This window comes from Arthrobacter senegalensis (genome assembly GCF_059091765.1).
The window spans coordinates 787377-801450 of the sequence record NZ_JBNHGZ010000002.1; the positions used below are offsets into that span (position 1 = coordinate 787377).

10 protein-coding genes and 1 tRNA gene are annotated in these 14074 nt (G+C 62.2%); 4 read left to right on the plus strand and 7 right to left on the minus strand.

Annotated elements, in window-relative coordinates:
* Positions 1 to 73 precede the first annotated feature (73 nt).
* The 3 genes from AC5RVG_RS09075 to AC5RVG_RS09085 form a co-directional block, all read right to left on the minus strand.
* Positions 74 to 147, minus strand: a tRNA-Val gene (locus AC5RVG_RS09075).
* 129 nt (positions 148 to 276) lie between these two features.
* Positions 277 to 993 carry a DUF2238 domain-containing protein gene (locus AC5RVG_RS09080; protein ID WP_494013581.1) on the minus strand — a complete coding sequence of 239 codons (717 nt, stop codon included), beginning with the start codon at positions 991 to 993 and terminating at the stop codon, positions 277 to 279.
* Positions 994 to 1145: 152 nt separating this feature from the next.
* Positions 1146 to 1706, minus strand: a complete 561-nt coding sequence (locus tag AC5RVG_RS09085) for a MarR family winged helix-turn-helix transcriptional regulator (protein WP_494013582.1) — start codon at positions 1704 to 1706, stop codon at positions 1146 to 1148.
* A gap of 165 nt (positions 1707 to 1871) precedes the next feature.
* On the opposite strand from AC5RVG_RS09085, the gene AC5RVG_RS09090 reads away from it, so the two are divergent.
* A complete protein-coding gene (locus AC5RVG_RS09090) occupies positions 1872 to 3086 on the plus strand; it encodes a mechanosensitive ion channel family protein (protein ID WP_494013583.1) in 1215 nt (404 codons plus the stop codon).
* A gap of 1348 nt (positions 3087 to 4434) precedes the next feature.
* Here AC5RVG_RS09090 and AC5RVG_RS09095 read toward each other — a convergent pair.
* From AC5RVG_RS09095 to AC5RVG_RS09110, 4 genes are all read right to left on the minus strand, one after another.
* Positions 4435 to 6234 carry an ABC transporter ATP-binding protein gene (locus AC5RVG_RS09095; RefSeq protein WP_494013584.1) on the minus strand — a complete coding sequence of 600 codons (1800 nt, stop codon included), beginning with the start codon at positions 6232 to 6234 and terminating at the stop codon, positions 4435 to 4437.
* A gap of 493 nt (positions 6235 to 6727) precedes the next feature.
* Positions 6728 to 7927, minus strand: a complete 1200-nt coding sequence (locus AC5RVG_RS09100) for a cytochrome P450 (RefSeq protein WP_494013585.1) — start codon at positions 7925 to 7927, stop codon at positions 6728 to 6730.
* Positions 7928 to 8043: 116 nt separating this feature from the next.
* Positions 8044 to 9276, minus strand: coding sequence for an NAD(P)/FAD-dependent oxidoreductase (locus AC5RVG_RS09105; RefSeq protein WP_494013586.1), 1233 nt, complete (start codon positions 9274 to 9276; stop codon positions 8044 to 8046).
* Positions 9277 to 9288: 12 nt separating this feature from the next.
* Positions 9289 to 9606: a 2Fe-2S iron-sulfur cluster-binding protein gene (locus AC5RVG_RS09110; protein WP_494013587.1), complete on the minus strand. Its 318-nt coding sequence runs from the start codon at positions 9604 to 9606 to the stop codon at positions 9289 to 9291.
* A 230-nt stretch (positions 9607 to 9836) separates the two neighbouring features.
* On the opposite strand from AC5RVG_RS09110, the gene AC5RVG_RS09115 reads away from it, so the two are divergent.
* The 3 genes from AC5RVG_RS09115 to AC5RVG_RS09125 are packed head-to-tail and all read left to right on the plus strand — an operon-like array spanning position 9837 to position 14073.
* Positions 9837 to 11333 carry an APC family permease gene (locus tag AC5RVG_RS09115; protein WP_494013588.1) on the plus strand — a complete coding sequence of 499 codons (1497 nt, stop codon included), beginning with the start codon at positions 9837 to 9839 and terminating at the stop codon, positions 11331 to 11333.
* Positions 11334 to 11347: 14 nt separating this feature from the next.
* Complete coding sequence (locus AC5RVG_RS09120; RefSeq protein ID WP_494013589.1) at positions 11348 to 12535, plus strand: sugar ABC transporter substrate-binding protein; 1188 nt, start codon at positions 11348 to 11350, stop codon at positions 12533 to 12535.
* 5 nt (positions 12536 to 12540) lie between these two features.
* The gene (locus AC5RVG_RS09125; protein WP_494013590.1) at positions 12541 to 14073 is read left to right on the plus strand and encodes a sugar ABC transporter ATP-binding protein; all 1533 of its coding nucleotides are present in this window, start codon (positions 12541 to 12543) and stop codon (positions 14071 to 14073) included.
* Position 14074: the final 1 nt, after the last annotated feature.

Here is a 14074-nt window from a genome sequence, read left to right on the forward strand (position 1 = left end):
GCTGCGCTCCGGCAGGGGAGTAGGCCAAAAAAGTGGGACCCCGGCCTGAAACAGGCAAGGGTCCCACTAGTAGTTGCGGGGGTAGGATTTGAACCTACGACCTCCGGGTTGTGAACCCGGCGAGCTGCCGAACTGCTCCACCCTGCGGCGTTTCTGACTGTAGACCCCCCAGTGGCCAAATGGCGAATTTGGTGAGGAGCGTCACCGCACGCTCCGGGGAAACCTGTGATTCAAGTGCGACGGCGGCCGGGCCACTTCGGCCCGGTGGTTCGGGTCTTATCGCATGGCGCCCTGGGTCACCGGAGCACTCCTAGGGTGCCCCGCGGCCGGGGTGTGCGCACTGGGTACCTGCCGAGGTGGTGGGCCCTGCGTCAGGACCTCGGCGGAGGGGAACTGTCCCTTGTGCCGGACGAGGATCCGCATGGCCGCCACGATGATCGCCGACGCGGTTCCGGCGATCAGGTCCGTCATGGTGTCGAAGTTGGTGATCTGGGCTTCGGTGCCGAGCGCGGCATCAGAGGCGAACTCCGCGATCTCCCACAGCAGGGCGACGAAACCGCTGAACGCGACGATCATCACCACTGCGAGCCAGGGCGGCATTGAGAACCCGTATCGGCGGCCGGTGATGCCCAGGGCAAAAACGATCCCGAGCGCGACGACGAATCCGGAGTAGAAGTGCACGACCGTGTCCCACGGTGTCCAGATGGCGTAGAAACCCAGTTGGCTTCCCAGGTACGGGCCGCCGAGCAGCAGCACTGCGTAGAGCCCCTGTAGGCGTGCGGGGATCTCAACGTGCGCCCACCGCTCCACCAGCAGAACCGGGAACGAGGCCAATAGCAGTGCGACGGGGATGACGGCTGCCGTGGGCTCGCCGCGCATGAGCGCGCTGAGTGCAGAGAATGCGAAGAGGGCTTCGGCCACGATCAGTGGGGCGTGGCGCCTGAGCGTGCCGCTGGACGTCACCGTTTCTTGTATGTCGTTGCTTTCACTCATTCAGTCAACCTTCACAAAGTTCATGGAGCAATTTGGGTGCGGTGCCGAAAGGCACGGCAGTGCCCTCCGGCGAGGACAGCAGTTTGAGAGCACGAGACACATCCCCGACGCGAGTGGAAGACGTCGCGGAAATCTCGGCCCGGGGCGTTGTTCTAGGGGTTGGGGGTTCTTTCCGGGTCGTGGGCCGGAGGAATGTCGGTGGGGGCTGACGCGCCGTTTTGGAAGAGCCGGGGCGTGGCGGCGGAGAGTTCGTTGGCGAAACGGACCAGCATGGCGCCGAGAATCTCCCTGTCTTCCGGTGACCAGCTGGAGAGTATTTCATCGAACGCTGCAGCGCCGGCGGCGCCGATCTGCTGTTGCAGTTGAATACCGGCGGCGGATGTCTGTAGGAGGGTTGCCCGCCGGTCGGCGGGGTCCGGCCTGCGGTCGATCAGTTCCCTGGCTTCGAGGCGGCGGATTTGCGGGGTCATGGTGGATTTATTCACTCCCCACTGCGCGGCCAGGTCGGATAGCCGCATCGGGCCGCTTCTGGTCAGGTATTCCAGCAGTGCCGTGTCGGTGGGCGAGAGGTCCTCGGCTTCGGGGCCGAAGACGTATCGGCGGATCTTTTTCCTGCTGGCCCATTGGAGCAGCAAGGCGAAGCCGTGGCGGACCTGCACCCCCGGTGTGGGCTGCTCACCCCCGGTCTCATTGCCGCTAGAAAAATCTGACACGAAACCAACCTAGCAAAATCAGTTCGGTTCGCCTAACCGAACTGATTTTCGTTAGGCTAGGGCAGTGCGGTCCTGAGGAGGCAACTCCAAGCACTCCAGCACCAGTATGAAGGGTCGCGCAGCCCGACTGGACAGGCTCAGCGCCGGATCTGCACCATCGAAAATATGGATGACTATCTCTACCTGATCCAGCCGGCGACAGTAGTGTTGATCGCCGTTGCCTCAGCACTGGTGATCACCGCGCTCCTGCGGGTTGCAGTGAACCAGCTGTTCCGGCGTGTGCCCAACATCCGGGATGTCTCGGCCCGCGGGCGCAGCCCCTTCCGGGTGGCGCTGGCGGTCATCGGAATCCGGGTGGGCCTGCGTATCACTTCCGCCGATGAGCCGTGGCACACCGCCGTGGACTTCGTCCTGATCGTGGTGCTCATAGCTGCGCTGGCCTGGTTCGCCGTCGTCGTACTCCTGGTCATTGAGGCGGCCATCCTGGCCAAGTACCGCACGGACACCAAGGACAACCGCCGGCTGCGCCGGCTCAAGACGCAGGTGATCCTGGGGCGCCGTGTGGCAGTGGCGCTGATCGTGACGATCGCGGTCGCTTGCGTGCTGCTGACCATTCCCCAGGTCCGGGCGCTCGGTGCAGGTATCCTGGCCTCCGCCGGCGTCCTGTCCGTGGTCGCCGGCCTCGCGGTGCAGAGCTCCCTGACCAACGTCTTTGCCGGCATGCAGTTGGCCTTCACGGATGCCATCCGAGTGGATGACGTCGTGGTAGTCGAGAACCAGTGGGGCACGGTGGAGGAAATCACGATGACCTACGTGGTGGTCCACATTTGGGATGACCGGCGGCTGATCCTGCCCTCCACCTACTTCACCAGGACCCCCTTCGAGAACTGGACCCGCCGGACCGCCGCCCTGCTGGGAACGGTGGAGCTGGACGTGGACTGGCGGGTTCCCCTGGACGAGCTGCGCGAGCACCTCAAGGCCGTGGTGGAGGCGGCCGAGATCTGGGACGGACGCACCGCCATCCTGCAGGTCACCGACGCCGTCAACTCACTAATCCGCGTGCGCATCCTGGTCAGTGCCGTGGACAGCGGCACACTGTTCGACCTTCGCTGCCTCGTACGGGAATCCATGGTTACCTTCCTGCAGCGCGAATACCCGCAGGCGCTGCCCCGGCAGCGGTGGGAAGCCGTCGGACCGGTGAATAGCGGCGAGACCTCCGTCGCTGGCCGCCGTCGTCCAGCGGCCGCGGCGATGACCGGCGCGGGCGACGCCCAGCTGTTCACCGGCTCCATCGACGCCATCGAGCGCAACCAGGCGTTCACCGGTCCCGGCGACGAGGTCTACGAGGAACGCGAGCGAAAGGCTAACCAGGGCGGGTAGGCGCGCATCCTCGTGGCGGCTCCTGGGGGTGCGTCGGGTTTGTCCGGCGCTGGGGCTCCACTCGGCTGTGTCTGCGCACATCCGCGGCGCCCCTCAGCCCTGAACGTGGGGGTCCGCCAGTTCCACGGCCCAGTCCAGGATGGTCAGGCCGGCTCGAGTGCAGATGTTCAGCGGCGGGGCCAGTGGATGCGGTTAGGTTGGCGGACGGAAGCAGCCCGCGCTTCTTGCAGAACGCGACCAGCTCATCCATCGGTGGCGAAAAGCCCGAAGAACTTCCAGGTGGTTTTCGGCACTCGGAGTGCCGTTGCCACCATCAGGACAAGCATCAGATCAACGATGCCGCTTTCCGGCGGTTCGGCCCGCTGAGGAGGTTACAGGCATCGTCGAGGCAGTTTCCAAGGACGGTGTCCCTGCGGATCGGCCGCGTCCTCCTTTACAACCGCAGCACGATCGAGGCCGCCAGTACTACCGGGGCCACCGAGAGGTGCGGCATCGAGCGCCGCGGCCCTGCACTGTATCTTTGGGGAATCACCACCCGCGGACAGGACAGGTCCCGCGGTGGTGCCTATCGTACGGCCTCCTTGGCCAGTACGTGCAGCCCCAGAGCGACGTCGGGCGCGGCACCTTGGCGACCAAACCATCGTCGACCATGGCCTGCGCGTCGCGTAACTCAGACCTCCCGTAGCCTCCGGGCTGCCCTTGACCATGCTGGACGTGTCCGCGAGGTCGGTGTAGGCGGCCCGGTTCACCGCCGTATCGTGTCCAAAAAGGCCGCCCGAACCACTTCAGGCACCTGATCGGGGAGCAGCGAGTTCAGCGTCGCACGCCAGACGTGCGTCCTCGATACGCCAAGCAACCGCTAATGGGTTCGGCTACAGAGCCTGTCAACTGAAACCGCGGCTGGGGCTCGTTTCGTGCGGTCTGTTCCCCCGGCGGTTACACCCGGGAACGGTGGCGTGCTCCGGTTTGGGGTCGAGGGGGAGGGTCGCAGCTCTTCTCGCTCGTAAGCGGCGCACTGGCCAACGAGCGAAGTGCTGTCGGACAGGGTGCCTCCTTGCGTCTGCTTCCCACCGATCAGATCGCGCTTCTACGACCACAGGAGGGGAACTTAGGAGAGGGGCGATGAAGCAGCTTGCGCCGGAGGCGAAGCGCGCGGAGGGGCATGGTCACGATGACAGTAGGCGCTGCTTCCAGCGCCTACTGTGCTCACGGCCGGGCAGATCACGGTGATCGATCCTGCTCGGATCGAGGTAGAGCGGGTAGGGGCACTATGAATCAGTTGAGTCGCCTCGGGCACCGGGGCGCCGTCTGCTTGGGGGATGTCGGGGGCTGTCCCTTCGCAATGCGCCTACGGTGGCAACTTACGCAGCCCCGCTAGGGCGGTTTGCTCAGCGAAAGCCGGTACGGCTGCCGCTACCTCGTCAAAAGTTCCTGACGCTATAACCGTTCCGCCTTGCATAAAAAAGACGATGTCTGCATCCCGAATCGTAGCCAAGCGGTGGGCAACGGTAATGACGGTGACCTCACTCTGGAGTTGCCGAATTGCCTTCGTAACTGTTGCTTCAGTCGCAGTGTCCAGCGCGGAGGTGCCTTCGTCCATGACCAAAACGCGCGGATCGGCATACAGCGCCCGCGCAATACCGAGCCTCTGCCTCTGACCGCCGGAAAGCGCCATGCCGCGCTCGCCCACCAAAGCGTCCAGGCCGCCGTCGCGGCTCACCAATGTGTCTAAGAGCTGCGCCCTGTGCAACGCGGTAGTCACCCGTTCCATGTCCACCCGGGTGTGGTCCCAAGCCAAGGCCACGTTCTGTGCAATGGAGGCATTCAAGAGGAAAACTTCCTGCGGGACGTAACCGATGCGTCGCCGCCAAGAGTCAAGCACCAACTCCATCGGCTCGCCGCCCACCAAGATTCGTCCGTGGCTGGGCTCGAGGAGGCCCAAGAGCAGGTCGACCAGGGTGGACTTTCCCGCACCGGAGGTGCCGACAAAGGCCACATGACTACCAGCAGGAATGCGGATGTTTACGTCGATAATCGCCGGTGCCGGTGCGATTGGGTATCTAAATGCGACGTCTCTGAGTTCAATGTCTGCAGCCTCGTCAGGCAAATCATGTTGGGGTCGCTCAGCGCACTGTCGGGAAATTTCCGCTTCACCTTCACGTATGTCGTCGACGACCTGGCGCGCGAATGAAGCGTTGGTGTTGATTGACGACTGGACGGCTTGCATGCGTGTTAGCGAAGGAATCAGGCGGAGACCGGCCGCGGCAAAAAGACCGATGGCACTGACTGAACCAGCCTGCCCTGCGGTCAGATAACCGACACCGCCGAGTAGTGCGATTCCGAGAACAAGTGCGGCCTCCAATACGTAACGCGGAATCTGCGAGATTTGAATAGCACCGGCCCGGGCAATCGCTGACTCTGTACGGGTAGCGTGCAACTGAGCCTGAACCTCCGGCCCCCGCCCTGCCAGCGTGATCTCCTTCAACGCACCAAGGGCCTCGTGAAGCGTCTTGACAGTTCGGATGGACCATTCGCGGTTACGCCGACCCAACGCGGCAGCGTGTGGCGAGATGACCTTAGCCAGAAGCAACGCCACTAGTCCCAGGTAAAGGATCGCCACGATTGCTATCACCGGCTGCGCAACAAAAAGTACGCAGACTACTGCTGCCAGAGTGCCCAGCTCAGCAAACAGGCTCATCGCGGGCATTAGAACACCCGAAACTGTGAAGCCGACTCCGACGTCCACTGATCGGGCGATTTCGGCAGAGCTCCTTCCGAGACGCTTTTCCCATGGCGAAGCGAGGTATGCGGCGAGTAAGCGGTTGCCGATAGCTACCTCATGCTTGGCGAAGCGCCGGGTCGCAAAGCATAACAACAGCACGGCCAGCACACCCTTGAGTACGATCAGCAAGCAAGCCAAGGTCAACAGCCGTAATGCCGATCCCATTTCTGCAACGCTGCCAATAACCGGCAAGTCCACACCGGATTGACCGCCAAGCGCCGGCAGGATCGCTGCGACTAGCCCCAAGGCCGCCACATCAATTAAGGCAAGGGTGGAAGACGCGACTCCGTAGCTGATTAGGAAGCGTCTGCTGCCGTCCGGCAGAGTTCGCAGCAACGGCACGATAACGCCGAGGACGCTTTTCATGCCTGTCCTTCCGCTTATGGTACTGGGAAATTCTCGTGGATTAGTTCCAAACGGAGAGCAGCACTCACCGCGTAAGAATCCGTCTGCGCTCTTCTCCCGTCTAGGAGGCGGCTCACCTGCCATACGCTTGTCCATCAGCTTTTATTTGCCACCACCGAAAGCCACGACAAGGTGTGCGGTCAGCGTTATGACTGTGTCTAACCTTGTATCCACGCGAACCTCATCCTGCCGGCACAAACGCTGCATGAGGACCTTCGTCGACGAAGCGTTGGCGGAAGTCTCAATCACATACCCGCTCCCATGTCCCTGGAAAGCCGAAGGGCTGATTCGAGCAGATATTCGCGGGAACCAGCCCTTTAGATCGATCTTTGTTCAGCAGATTCCTAGGTTCGTAAGTGGTCTGGCAGCAGCTCGTGATAATCCGCTGACTTAGCAAACTCAGCTGCCAGTGGCTTCTGGATCACCTCCGGCAGAGAGCGGTCCCAAACAGCGGTTACGACAGCTTGACGAACAGTTCCTCGCAGTTGCGATGCCGGTCTGAAAAGACCCACTCCGGCTCGCCGATGACCTCGATCTTTTCGCAGCGTTCGGCCAGAACGTCGAGCACCGCGCGCATTTCAATACGCGCCACCGACTGCCCGCAGCAGGCATGCACTCCGGTGCCGAACGTAATCGCCATGCTCGCTGCCGGCGGGCGGGTCCAATCGAAACCGTCCGGATCGCGGAAAACCCTGGGATCCCGCACCGCGGCACCCAGAAGAAACCGGACGCGCTGGTTCGGCTGCACCGTTACGCCACGGATCTCATAGGGCTCCGTCGCATAACGATCCACCAGCACCTCGGGTAGTGCCCGCCGGAATGCCTCGTTAATGATGGCGGTGCGGGCATCCGGATTGCGGCGGTACTCGGCCCAGGCCTCAGGATAGGCCGCAAGATCAGCCAGGGCCGAGGCTGTGGCGTGCCCCGGATTGTGCGCCGCAGAACCCCACAGAATCTGAATCGATTCCTTCAACTCGCGGTCGCTCAGACCCCCCTCGTCATTAATCCGGATCATCTCGTCGAGCAGGCCGTTACCGGGGTTCGTGCGCTTTTCCTTGATGATCCGATCAACACGGAACATCATGAACCCGAAGCCCTCGCGGGCGCGGGTTTTCTCGTCCTCCGTCGGCTCCCAGCCGAGGGAGTCCATCGTCTGGTTAGTTGCGAGAATGTACGGCATCCCATCCTCGCGCGGGATCCCGAGCATGTCCGCCATCGCGTCCTGCGCCGGCTGCACGCCGAGCTCGCGATGAGCATTGATAATGCCTTCCGGCCCTATGCGGTCCAGGGCAGCCCGCGCGGTCTCCGCCGCCACGACCCCCATGCCGGTGACGCCTTTCGGCGTGAGCCACTTCCGGAAGGATCGGAGAATTCTTCTGTGCTGCTCGCCTTCCGTCATAAAGACAGAATTCGTGTTTGCGATCCACGGGCTGTCCCCGATACCCTCCGGCGACACCGCCACGAGCGTGGGACTCGCCAGATGTTCGGTGACATCGTCATAGCGGCTAACGATCAAGGTGCCGTCTTCGAGCATCAGCGACGGGTATTCCTCGCGCACCCGCGCGAACCAGGGCCACGGTTCTTTGGCGAATTCAGCATCGCGCCATGGCAGCAATTCTGCCCCCGACGGAGCGGTTTGTGTCGTACTAGTCATAGCACTCATTAATCTCTCCATTTACTCTCTGAAACCGTGGTGCGCCACGGCACTCGCGGTGGTGGACCGGTGGTGGGGCTATCGACCCCGGCCAGCGGCTGCCGAATCCTTGCCGGTCATGTGGCGACAAGCCCCTTCATATAGCCCTTGAGGTCGAAGTCATGCTGTCGGAGCTCCTCCAGCGTGACGACGGATTCGGACCCGAGAAGCTTTCGTGCGGCAACGTGATGCGCGGGGGAGTTAACTGACTCCACGGCCACGAGGTTGCCGTCCCGGAAGATGAACTGGCTGAATTTGCCGCTGGCCCGGGCACCGCGTTCGACAACGGCATCAGCCGGGTCGGCAAGGCCCGCAATTTGAAGTCTTGCGGGACCCTGATTCGACCAGAACCACGGCGAGACATCGTAGCTCTCCGGGGATCCGACGATGTTCTTCGCGACTGTCTTCCCCATGTCAGTGGCATTTTGCACTGATTCGAGGCGAAGGCTGCCGCCGAGACGCCGTGACGGGAAGACCGCGACGTCTCCGATGGCGTACACGTCCGGCAGGTTGGTGCGCAGGCATTCGTCCACGAGCAGGCCTGCCGTGCAGGCGGCTCCAGCCGATGCGAAAAGTGCATCATCTGTGGCCACCCCCAAACCGACAACAGCGAATTCACAGGGATAACTTGCGCCCGTGGTGCCTTCCACACCGGTGACCCGTCCGTTTGTGCCGGCAAAGCGGGCAAGCCCTTCCTCGAAGTGCAGGTGGACTCCGAGCTCCCGGTGCACCTGAGCGAAGTAATCGGACATGGACGGTGTCAGCACCCGCTGCATGGGACGGGATGCGAAGTCGATTACTGTCACCTCGAGCCCTCGCTGCGCGGCAACGGCAGCAAACTCAAGTCCGATAAATCCGGCCCCGACGACGACGACGCGGCCCTGGCCGAGAGTCAGCTGGGCCCGGAGGGCTTCGGCGTCCTCGAGCGTGCGGAGGTAATGGATACCTGCGAGGTCGCTGCCTTCACACGTCGCCCTTCGGGCCTCAGCTCCTGTAGCAATAATCAGCTCGCCGTACGGGATGTCCCTGCCGGCCCGCAAGCGGACGGTCTTTGCTGCAGCATCGATTTCTGTGACCTCGGCACCTAATTCCAGGTCGATGTCGTGTTCACCGTAGAAAGCAGCGCCGCGGAGTGGCATCGGATGCGGATCCCCGTCGGGCTTCATGTAGTCCTTGGACAGCGGTGGCCGCTGATACGGGAGATGGGCCGCTCGGTCGAGGAGGACAATACGCTTTCCGTATCCCTCATTCCGTAGCGATTCTGCAGCCTGTACTCCCGCGTGACCCGCTCCGATGATTACGGCAGTCATCTCCGGCTCCCCTCAGTTCTGTGTTTTGGGAACGTCGACCGCGAGTTCTTCGAAATCGCGGCCTCCGATCAGCTGACAGCTCAGGCGAGAATTGTCGAGGCGGTCTTCAGTGGTCGCGTCGAGCATCTCGTCTTCGTCCTCGGAAACCGCCGGCAGGCCGTTCGTGTCATGGACGTATACGTGGCAGGTGGCGCACATGAGCTGGCCGCCGCACTCACCGACAATGCCATCAACACTATTAATGAGCGCCGTGCGCATCACGGAGGTGCCTGCTGTTACCTCCACTGTCTCGGCTTCGCCGTTGGGGTGGTGGTAGGTGATCTTCGGCATTACTGCTCCTTGTGTTCGTCGCCAGCACTGTCCTTATTGAACATTAATGAATGTGACGAAGTCAACACCTGGATCCCGTCTCAGCTGACGCGCTCACGCCCTGCTCCCTGTGGACTCGTGAGAACTCGCCGTCAACCATTGACAAGAATGTGATGCTTGACACAGGAACTGAATTGCTGTTAAGTAAGCACTTATCGTGCATTCAATGATGAACGCGAAAGGTAAAAGACATGGTTGAAACCGAAGCCGCCGGGCAGTTCCCAGGTGGTAGCCCTAAAGCCCCTGAGCGTCTTTCAGGGCATATGAACACGTTCAAGCTGGTGCTCGCCGTACTAGCTTTCTCCTCTCCGCTCACCACGATGGCGGGCTATTTCGCGCTGACCGTCGGGGTGATTGGCGAGACCGCGCCGCTCGCGTTTGTCTTCATCACGATCGCACTGTTGATTTTTACCGTCGGCTACATGGCGCTGACACGACGCATGCGGCGGCCTGGCGCGTTCTACGCGTACATCACCACGGGGCTGGGACGCCCGCTCGGCCTCGGCAGCGCCTATATCGCCACCCTGTCGTATCTGTCGATACTCATCGGGGTTTACTGCTTCGTCGGACTGGTGATCCAGGGTCTCGTCGTGCGTTTCGGCGGGCCCGAGATTCCCTGGTGGGTCGGTACCCTCGTCTGCGTTGCACTTATCGGCCTGCTGGGCTACTTCAACATTGACGTCTCGGTCCGCGTCCTCGTGTGGGTGATGATCGTCGAGGTGGCCCTCGTTCTGATTTTCGATTTCGCGGTCCTGTTCCAGGGCGGCGCGGAGGGAATCAGCGGCGGCTCGTTCAATGTCCTCGAATACACCGGACCCGAAGCCTGGGTGGGCTTCCTCTTCGCCATCCTGGTATTCATCGGCTTCGAGGCGACTGTCCTCTACCGGGACGAAGTCAAGAACCCGGACACGACGATTCCCCGGGCGACCTACATTGCTGTGCTCCTGATCGGCGGCCTCTACATCTTCTCCGTATGGATGCTGGCCACCGCGTTCGGCGCCAACGCGCAGGTGGTCGCGAACGAGAACCTCGCGGGCATGGCCACCATGGCCACCACGGAGTTCGTCGGAGTCGTGTTTGCAGACGTTTTCAACCTGCTGCTGATTACCGCAGTGATCGCCTCGCTGCTCTCCATCCACAACGTCTCAGCCCGCTACACCTTCAACCTCGGCACCGATGGAGGCCTGCCGCGTTTCATCGGTGCCGTCCATCCGCGCTTCAAGTCACCAGCCCGGGCCTCGGTGGCGTGCTCGGCCATCTCGGCGATAGTTCTACTCATCTTCATCGTGGCGGGCAGCGACCCCGACCTCACCTACGCCCAGCTGGCCGGCGTCGGCAGCACGGGTGTGATCATCCTGATGGCGCTCGTGAGTGTGGCAGTCGTGGTCTGGTTCCGCAGGAACCCGAAACTCGACGGTGAGAACCTTTGGAAGACCTTCATCGCACCACTGCTTTCAGCGGCCTTTATGTTCGCACTGCTGATTTTTGCACTCACCAACTACGATCTCGTTGTTGGCGGTGCCCCTGGTGAGTATGACTGGCTCCTGCTCTTCCTCGCGCTTCCACTCGTGATCGGCCTCATCGTGGCTCCCGCCCTGAGGTCCCGTCGGCCGGATCAGTACGACCGAATCGGCGGATACGACCGTGAGTCAACGGACGCAACCCCATTGCAATCGACCGAACTCTGAATCCAAGGAATTCTGTGCAAAATTTTACGAAGTCACAGGGCGCCCCGAGCAGGGCCGCCGCCGGCGTAGCCATCGCCGTATCAATGGTTCTCGCCGCCACGGCGTGCGGAACCGTGGAATCGGAATCTGGCAGCTCCGCGCAGGAGGATACGCAAGGCGACGTCCGATCGTCCCTGAACTGGCAGGCATCCAACCTGGGGGAGACCTCCGCTGAACTCTCCGGGGACGCACTCACCCTCGACCTCGGCGAGTCCCTGCTCGAGATTGAGGGAGCCGGCGAACTGAACATCGCCTTCTTCAATGCCGCTATGGACACGACCTACACTCAGGCGATGGCCCTGGGCGTCGAGGATATGGCCAGCGAACTGGGCGCGAAGGTCACGCAGTTCGAAGCCGGATGGGACGCCAATACCCAGCTGTCCCAAATCGAGAACGCGATCGAAGGGGGCCAGTTCAACGCCTTCGTGGTGTACGCCGCGGAGGGCGCGACGGTCTGCAAGGCGCTCACGGAAGACGCTCCTGCCGCTAACATCGCGGTGGTCCCGGTCATCACACCCCTGTGCGGAAAGACTCTCGCGAAGGGTATGGATCTGGTGGCGCCGGGTTCGGTCAGCACCGTCATGGGCGGCGGCACCGTGGAGTACTACCAGTTGTGGGCAGACTTCGTCAGCTCGCAGATCACTGAGCCGACGAAGGTTGTGTACATCGCCGGTCCGAGTGCCCAGGACGTGGTCATTGCGGCCGAAGAGGCGGTCCGCAACGCCGCAGCAAAGAATCCCAATTTCGAGCTGCTCGACGTCTATTACGCTGACTATTCGGGGGACTCCGCGCTGAGGGAGACCCAGAACGCGCTGGTAACACACCCTGAAACCCAGGTCGTTCTCTCGCACTTCTCCACCATTACCATCGGGGTCCTGTCTGCCATCGCTGAAGCAAACCGCGATGACGTGGTGGTCTATGACCTCGGGGGGGATCAGACCGTCAAGCAGCCGATCGTCGACGGTCGGGTTGCCGCCAGCGTGCCTTACTTTCCGTATTCGGCAGGCGCATGCAGTGTCGACATCCTGAACTCGGCGTTCAGCGGCGAGTCCGTACCGCAGCTCGTGCTCAGCGAATGCGGCCCGGGAGGGGAAGACACCAATGTACAGACGAACGTGATCGTCAACCAGGACAACGTCAACGACTTCGCGTTCGAGTACTGATCAACATGAACCTGGATATTGAGCCCGCGCAGGAGTTCGCGGTGGAACTCACAGATGTCAGCAAGACTTACGGAGCCTTTTACGCGCTGCGCGGGCTCACTGTCCGTTTCGAACCCGGGAAGATCCACGCACTCGTAGGGCAGAACGGTGCCGGGAAATCGACCTGTCTTGGACTTCTCTCAGGCCGCATCGCCCCGAGCGAAGGGAACATCACTGTCCTGGGTGAAGAATCCCCACGGGGATTGGATACGCGTTCGGCCTCTGCTGCGCGTATTGCCACCGTGTATCAGGAACTCTCCCTCTTCCCCGAAATGACCGCGATTGAGAATGTTTTCATCGGACAACTCGGCAACCCGCTGAGTTACGTCACATGGGAGCGTCGGCGCCCGCGCTTTTTCGAGCTCTGCGACCAACTCGGGGTCAAGATCGACCCCGGGGCGCGAGTGGGCGGCCTCTCGCTCGCTAACCAGCAGATGCTCGAGATTATGCGCGGCCTAGCCCTGGAAAGCCGCATCCTCCTCCTCGACGAGCCCACCGCGGTGCTCGCACCTGACGAACGCTCTGCGCTCTTTAAGACCATCCGCGACCTCCGCGACAACGGCGTCACAGTCATATTTGTGAGCCACTATCTCGACGAGGTCCTCGCGCTCGCCGACACGGTGACCGTATTCCGTAACGGGCATCTGATAGATAAGTCCCCCGTCGACCGATGGACTGAATCGTCCCTCGTTCAAGCCATGCTCGGTGAAGAGGCGGCGCAGTTGGAAAGGGCCGAGACAAAGCGCTCATCGCGAAAACATGAGTCCGTTGTGCCTCTCCTGACCGTGACCGATCTCAGAGTCGGCAAACTAGCCGACGTCAATATCCGCGTCGACCCCGGAGAGATCGTCGGCATTGGGGGGCTCGTGGGCTCGGGCCGGTCGACGCTGCTGCGCGCGCTTGCCGGCGCCCAGCCTGCACCGAAGGGGACGATCACTCTGGCCGGGCGACGGATGAGTCCACCAATATCCCCGCGCGAGGCGTGGAAGCTCGGCATCGGCTATATACCGGAGGAACGGAAGACCGACGGCCTCGCCCTGGAGAGTACATCTGCCGACAACATCATCATCGGCGATCTGCAGCGGGTCTCCCGTCTCGGCTGGGTCCATAACCCGACCGTGGCTCACCTGCTGGGACCCCTCGCCGAACGATTCGGTATCCCCCCGCGGCTCCTCCCGCTACCGGCCGGCCAACTGTCCGGAGGCAACCAGCAGAAGGTCCTCTTCGCCAGATGGGGTTTGCGTGCTCCCCGGCTTCTTCTCGCAGACGAAGCGACCCGGGGTGTAGACATCGGCGCCAAGGGCCAAATCATGCAGATGCTCCGGGAGATGGCCGACGCCGGAATGGGCATCATCTTCGTCTCCAGCGACCTCGAGGAGGTGGCCGCGGTCAGCGACCGCATCTACGTGCTCAACCACGGCCGCATCGCGGGAGAACTCACCGCAACCACACACGTCACGCAGGATGACATCCTGCGGCTAGCCTTTGGAATTGATTAGG

What these genes read in the sequence shown, in the direction of transcription:
- AC5RVG_RS09080 (WP_494013581.1), bottom strand. Translation starts at nt 993, where the DNA reads ATGAGTGAAAGCAACGACATACAAGAAACGGTGACGTCCAGCGGCACG.
- AC5RVG_RS09090 (WP_494013583.1), top strand. Translation starts at nt 1,872, where the DNA reads ATGGATGACTATCTCTACCTGATCCAGCCGGCGACAGTAGTGTTGATC.
- AC5RVG_RS09095 (WP_494013584.1), bottom strand. Translation starts at nt 6,234, where the DNA reads ATGAAAAGCGTCCTCGGCGTTATCGTGCCGTTGCTGCGAACTCTGCCG.
- AC5RVG_RS09100 (WP_494013585.1), bottom strand. Translation starts at nt 7,927, where the DNA reads ATGACTAGTACGACACAAACCGCTCCGTCGGGGGCAGAATTGCTGCCA.
- AC5RVG_RS09105 (WP_494013586.1), bottom strand. Translation starts at nt 9,276, where the DNA reads ATGACTGCCGTAATCATCGGAGCGGGTCACGCGGGAGTACAGGCTGCA.
- AC5RVG_RS09110 (WP_494013587.1), bottom strand. Translation starts at nt 9,606, where the DNA reads ATGCCGAAGATCACCTACCACCACCCCAACGGCGAAGCCGAGACAGTG.
- AC5RVG_RS09115 (WP_494013588.1), top strand. Translation starts at nt 9,837, where the DNA reads ATGGTTGAAACCGAAGCCGCCGGGCAGTTCCCAGGTGGTAGCCCTAAA.
- AC5RVG_RS09125 (WP_494013590.1), top strand. Translation starts at nt 12,541, where the DNA reads ATGAACCTGGATATTGAGCCCGCGCAGGAGTTCGCGGTGGAACTCACA.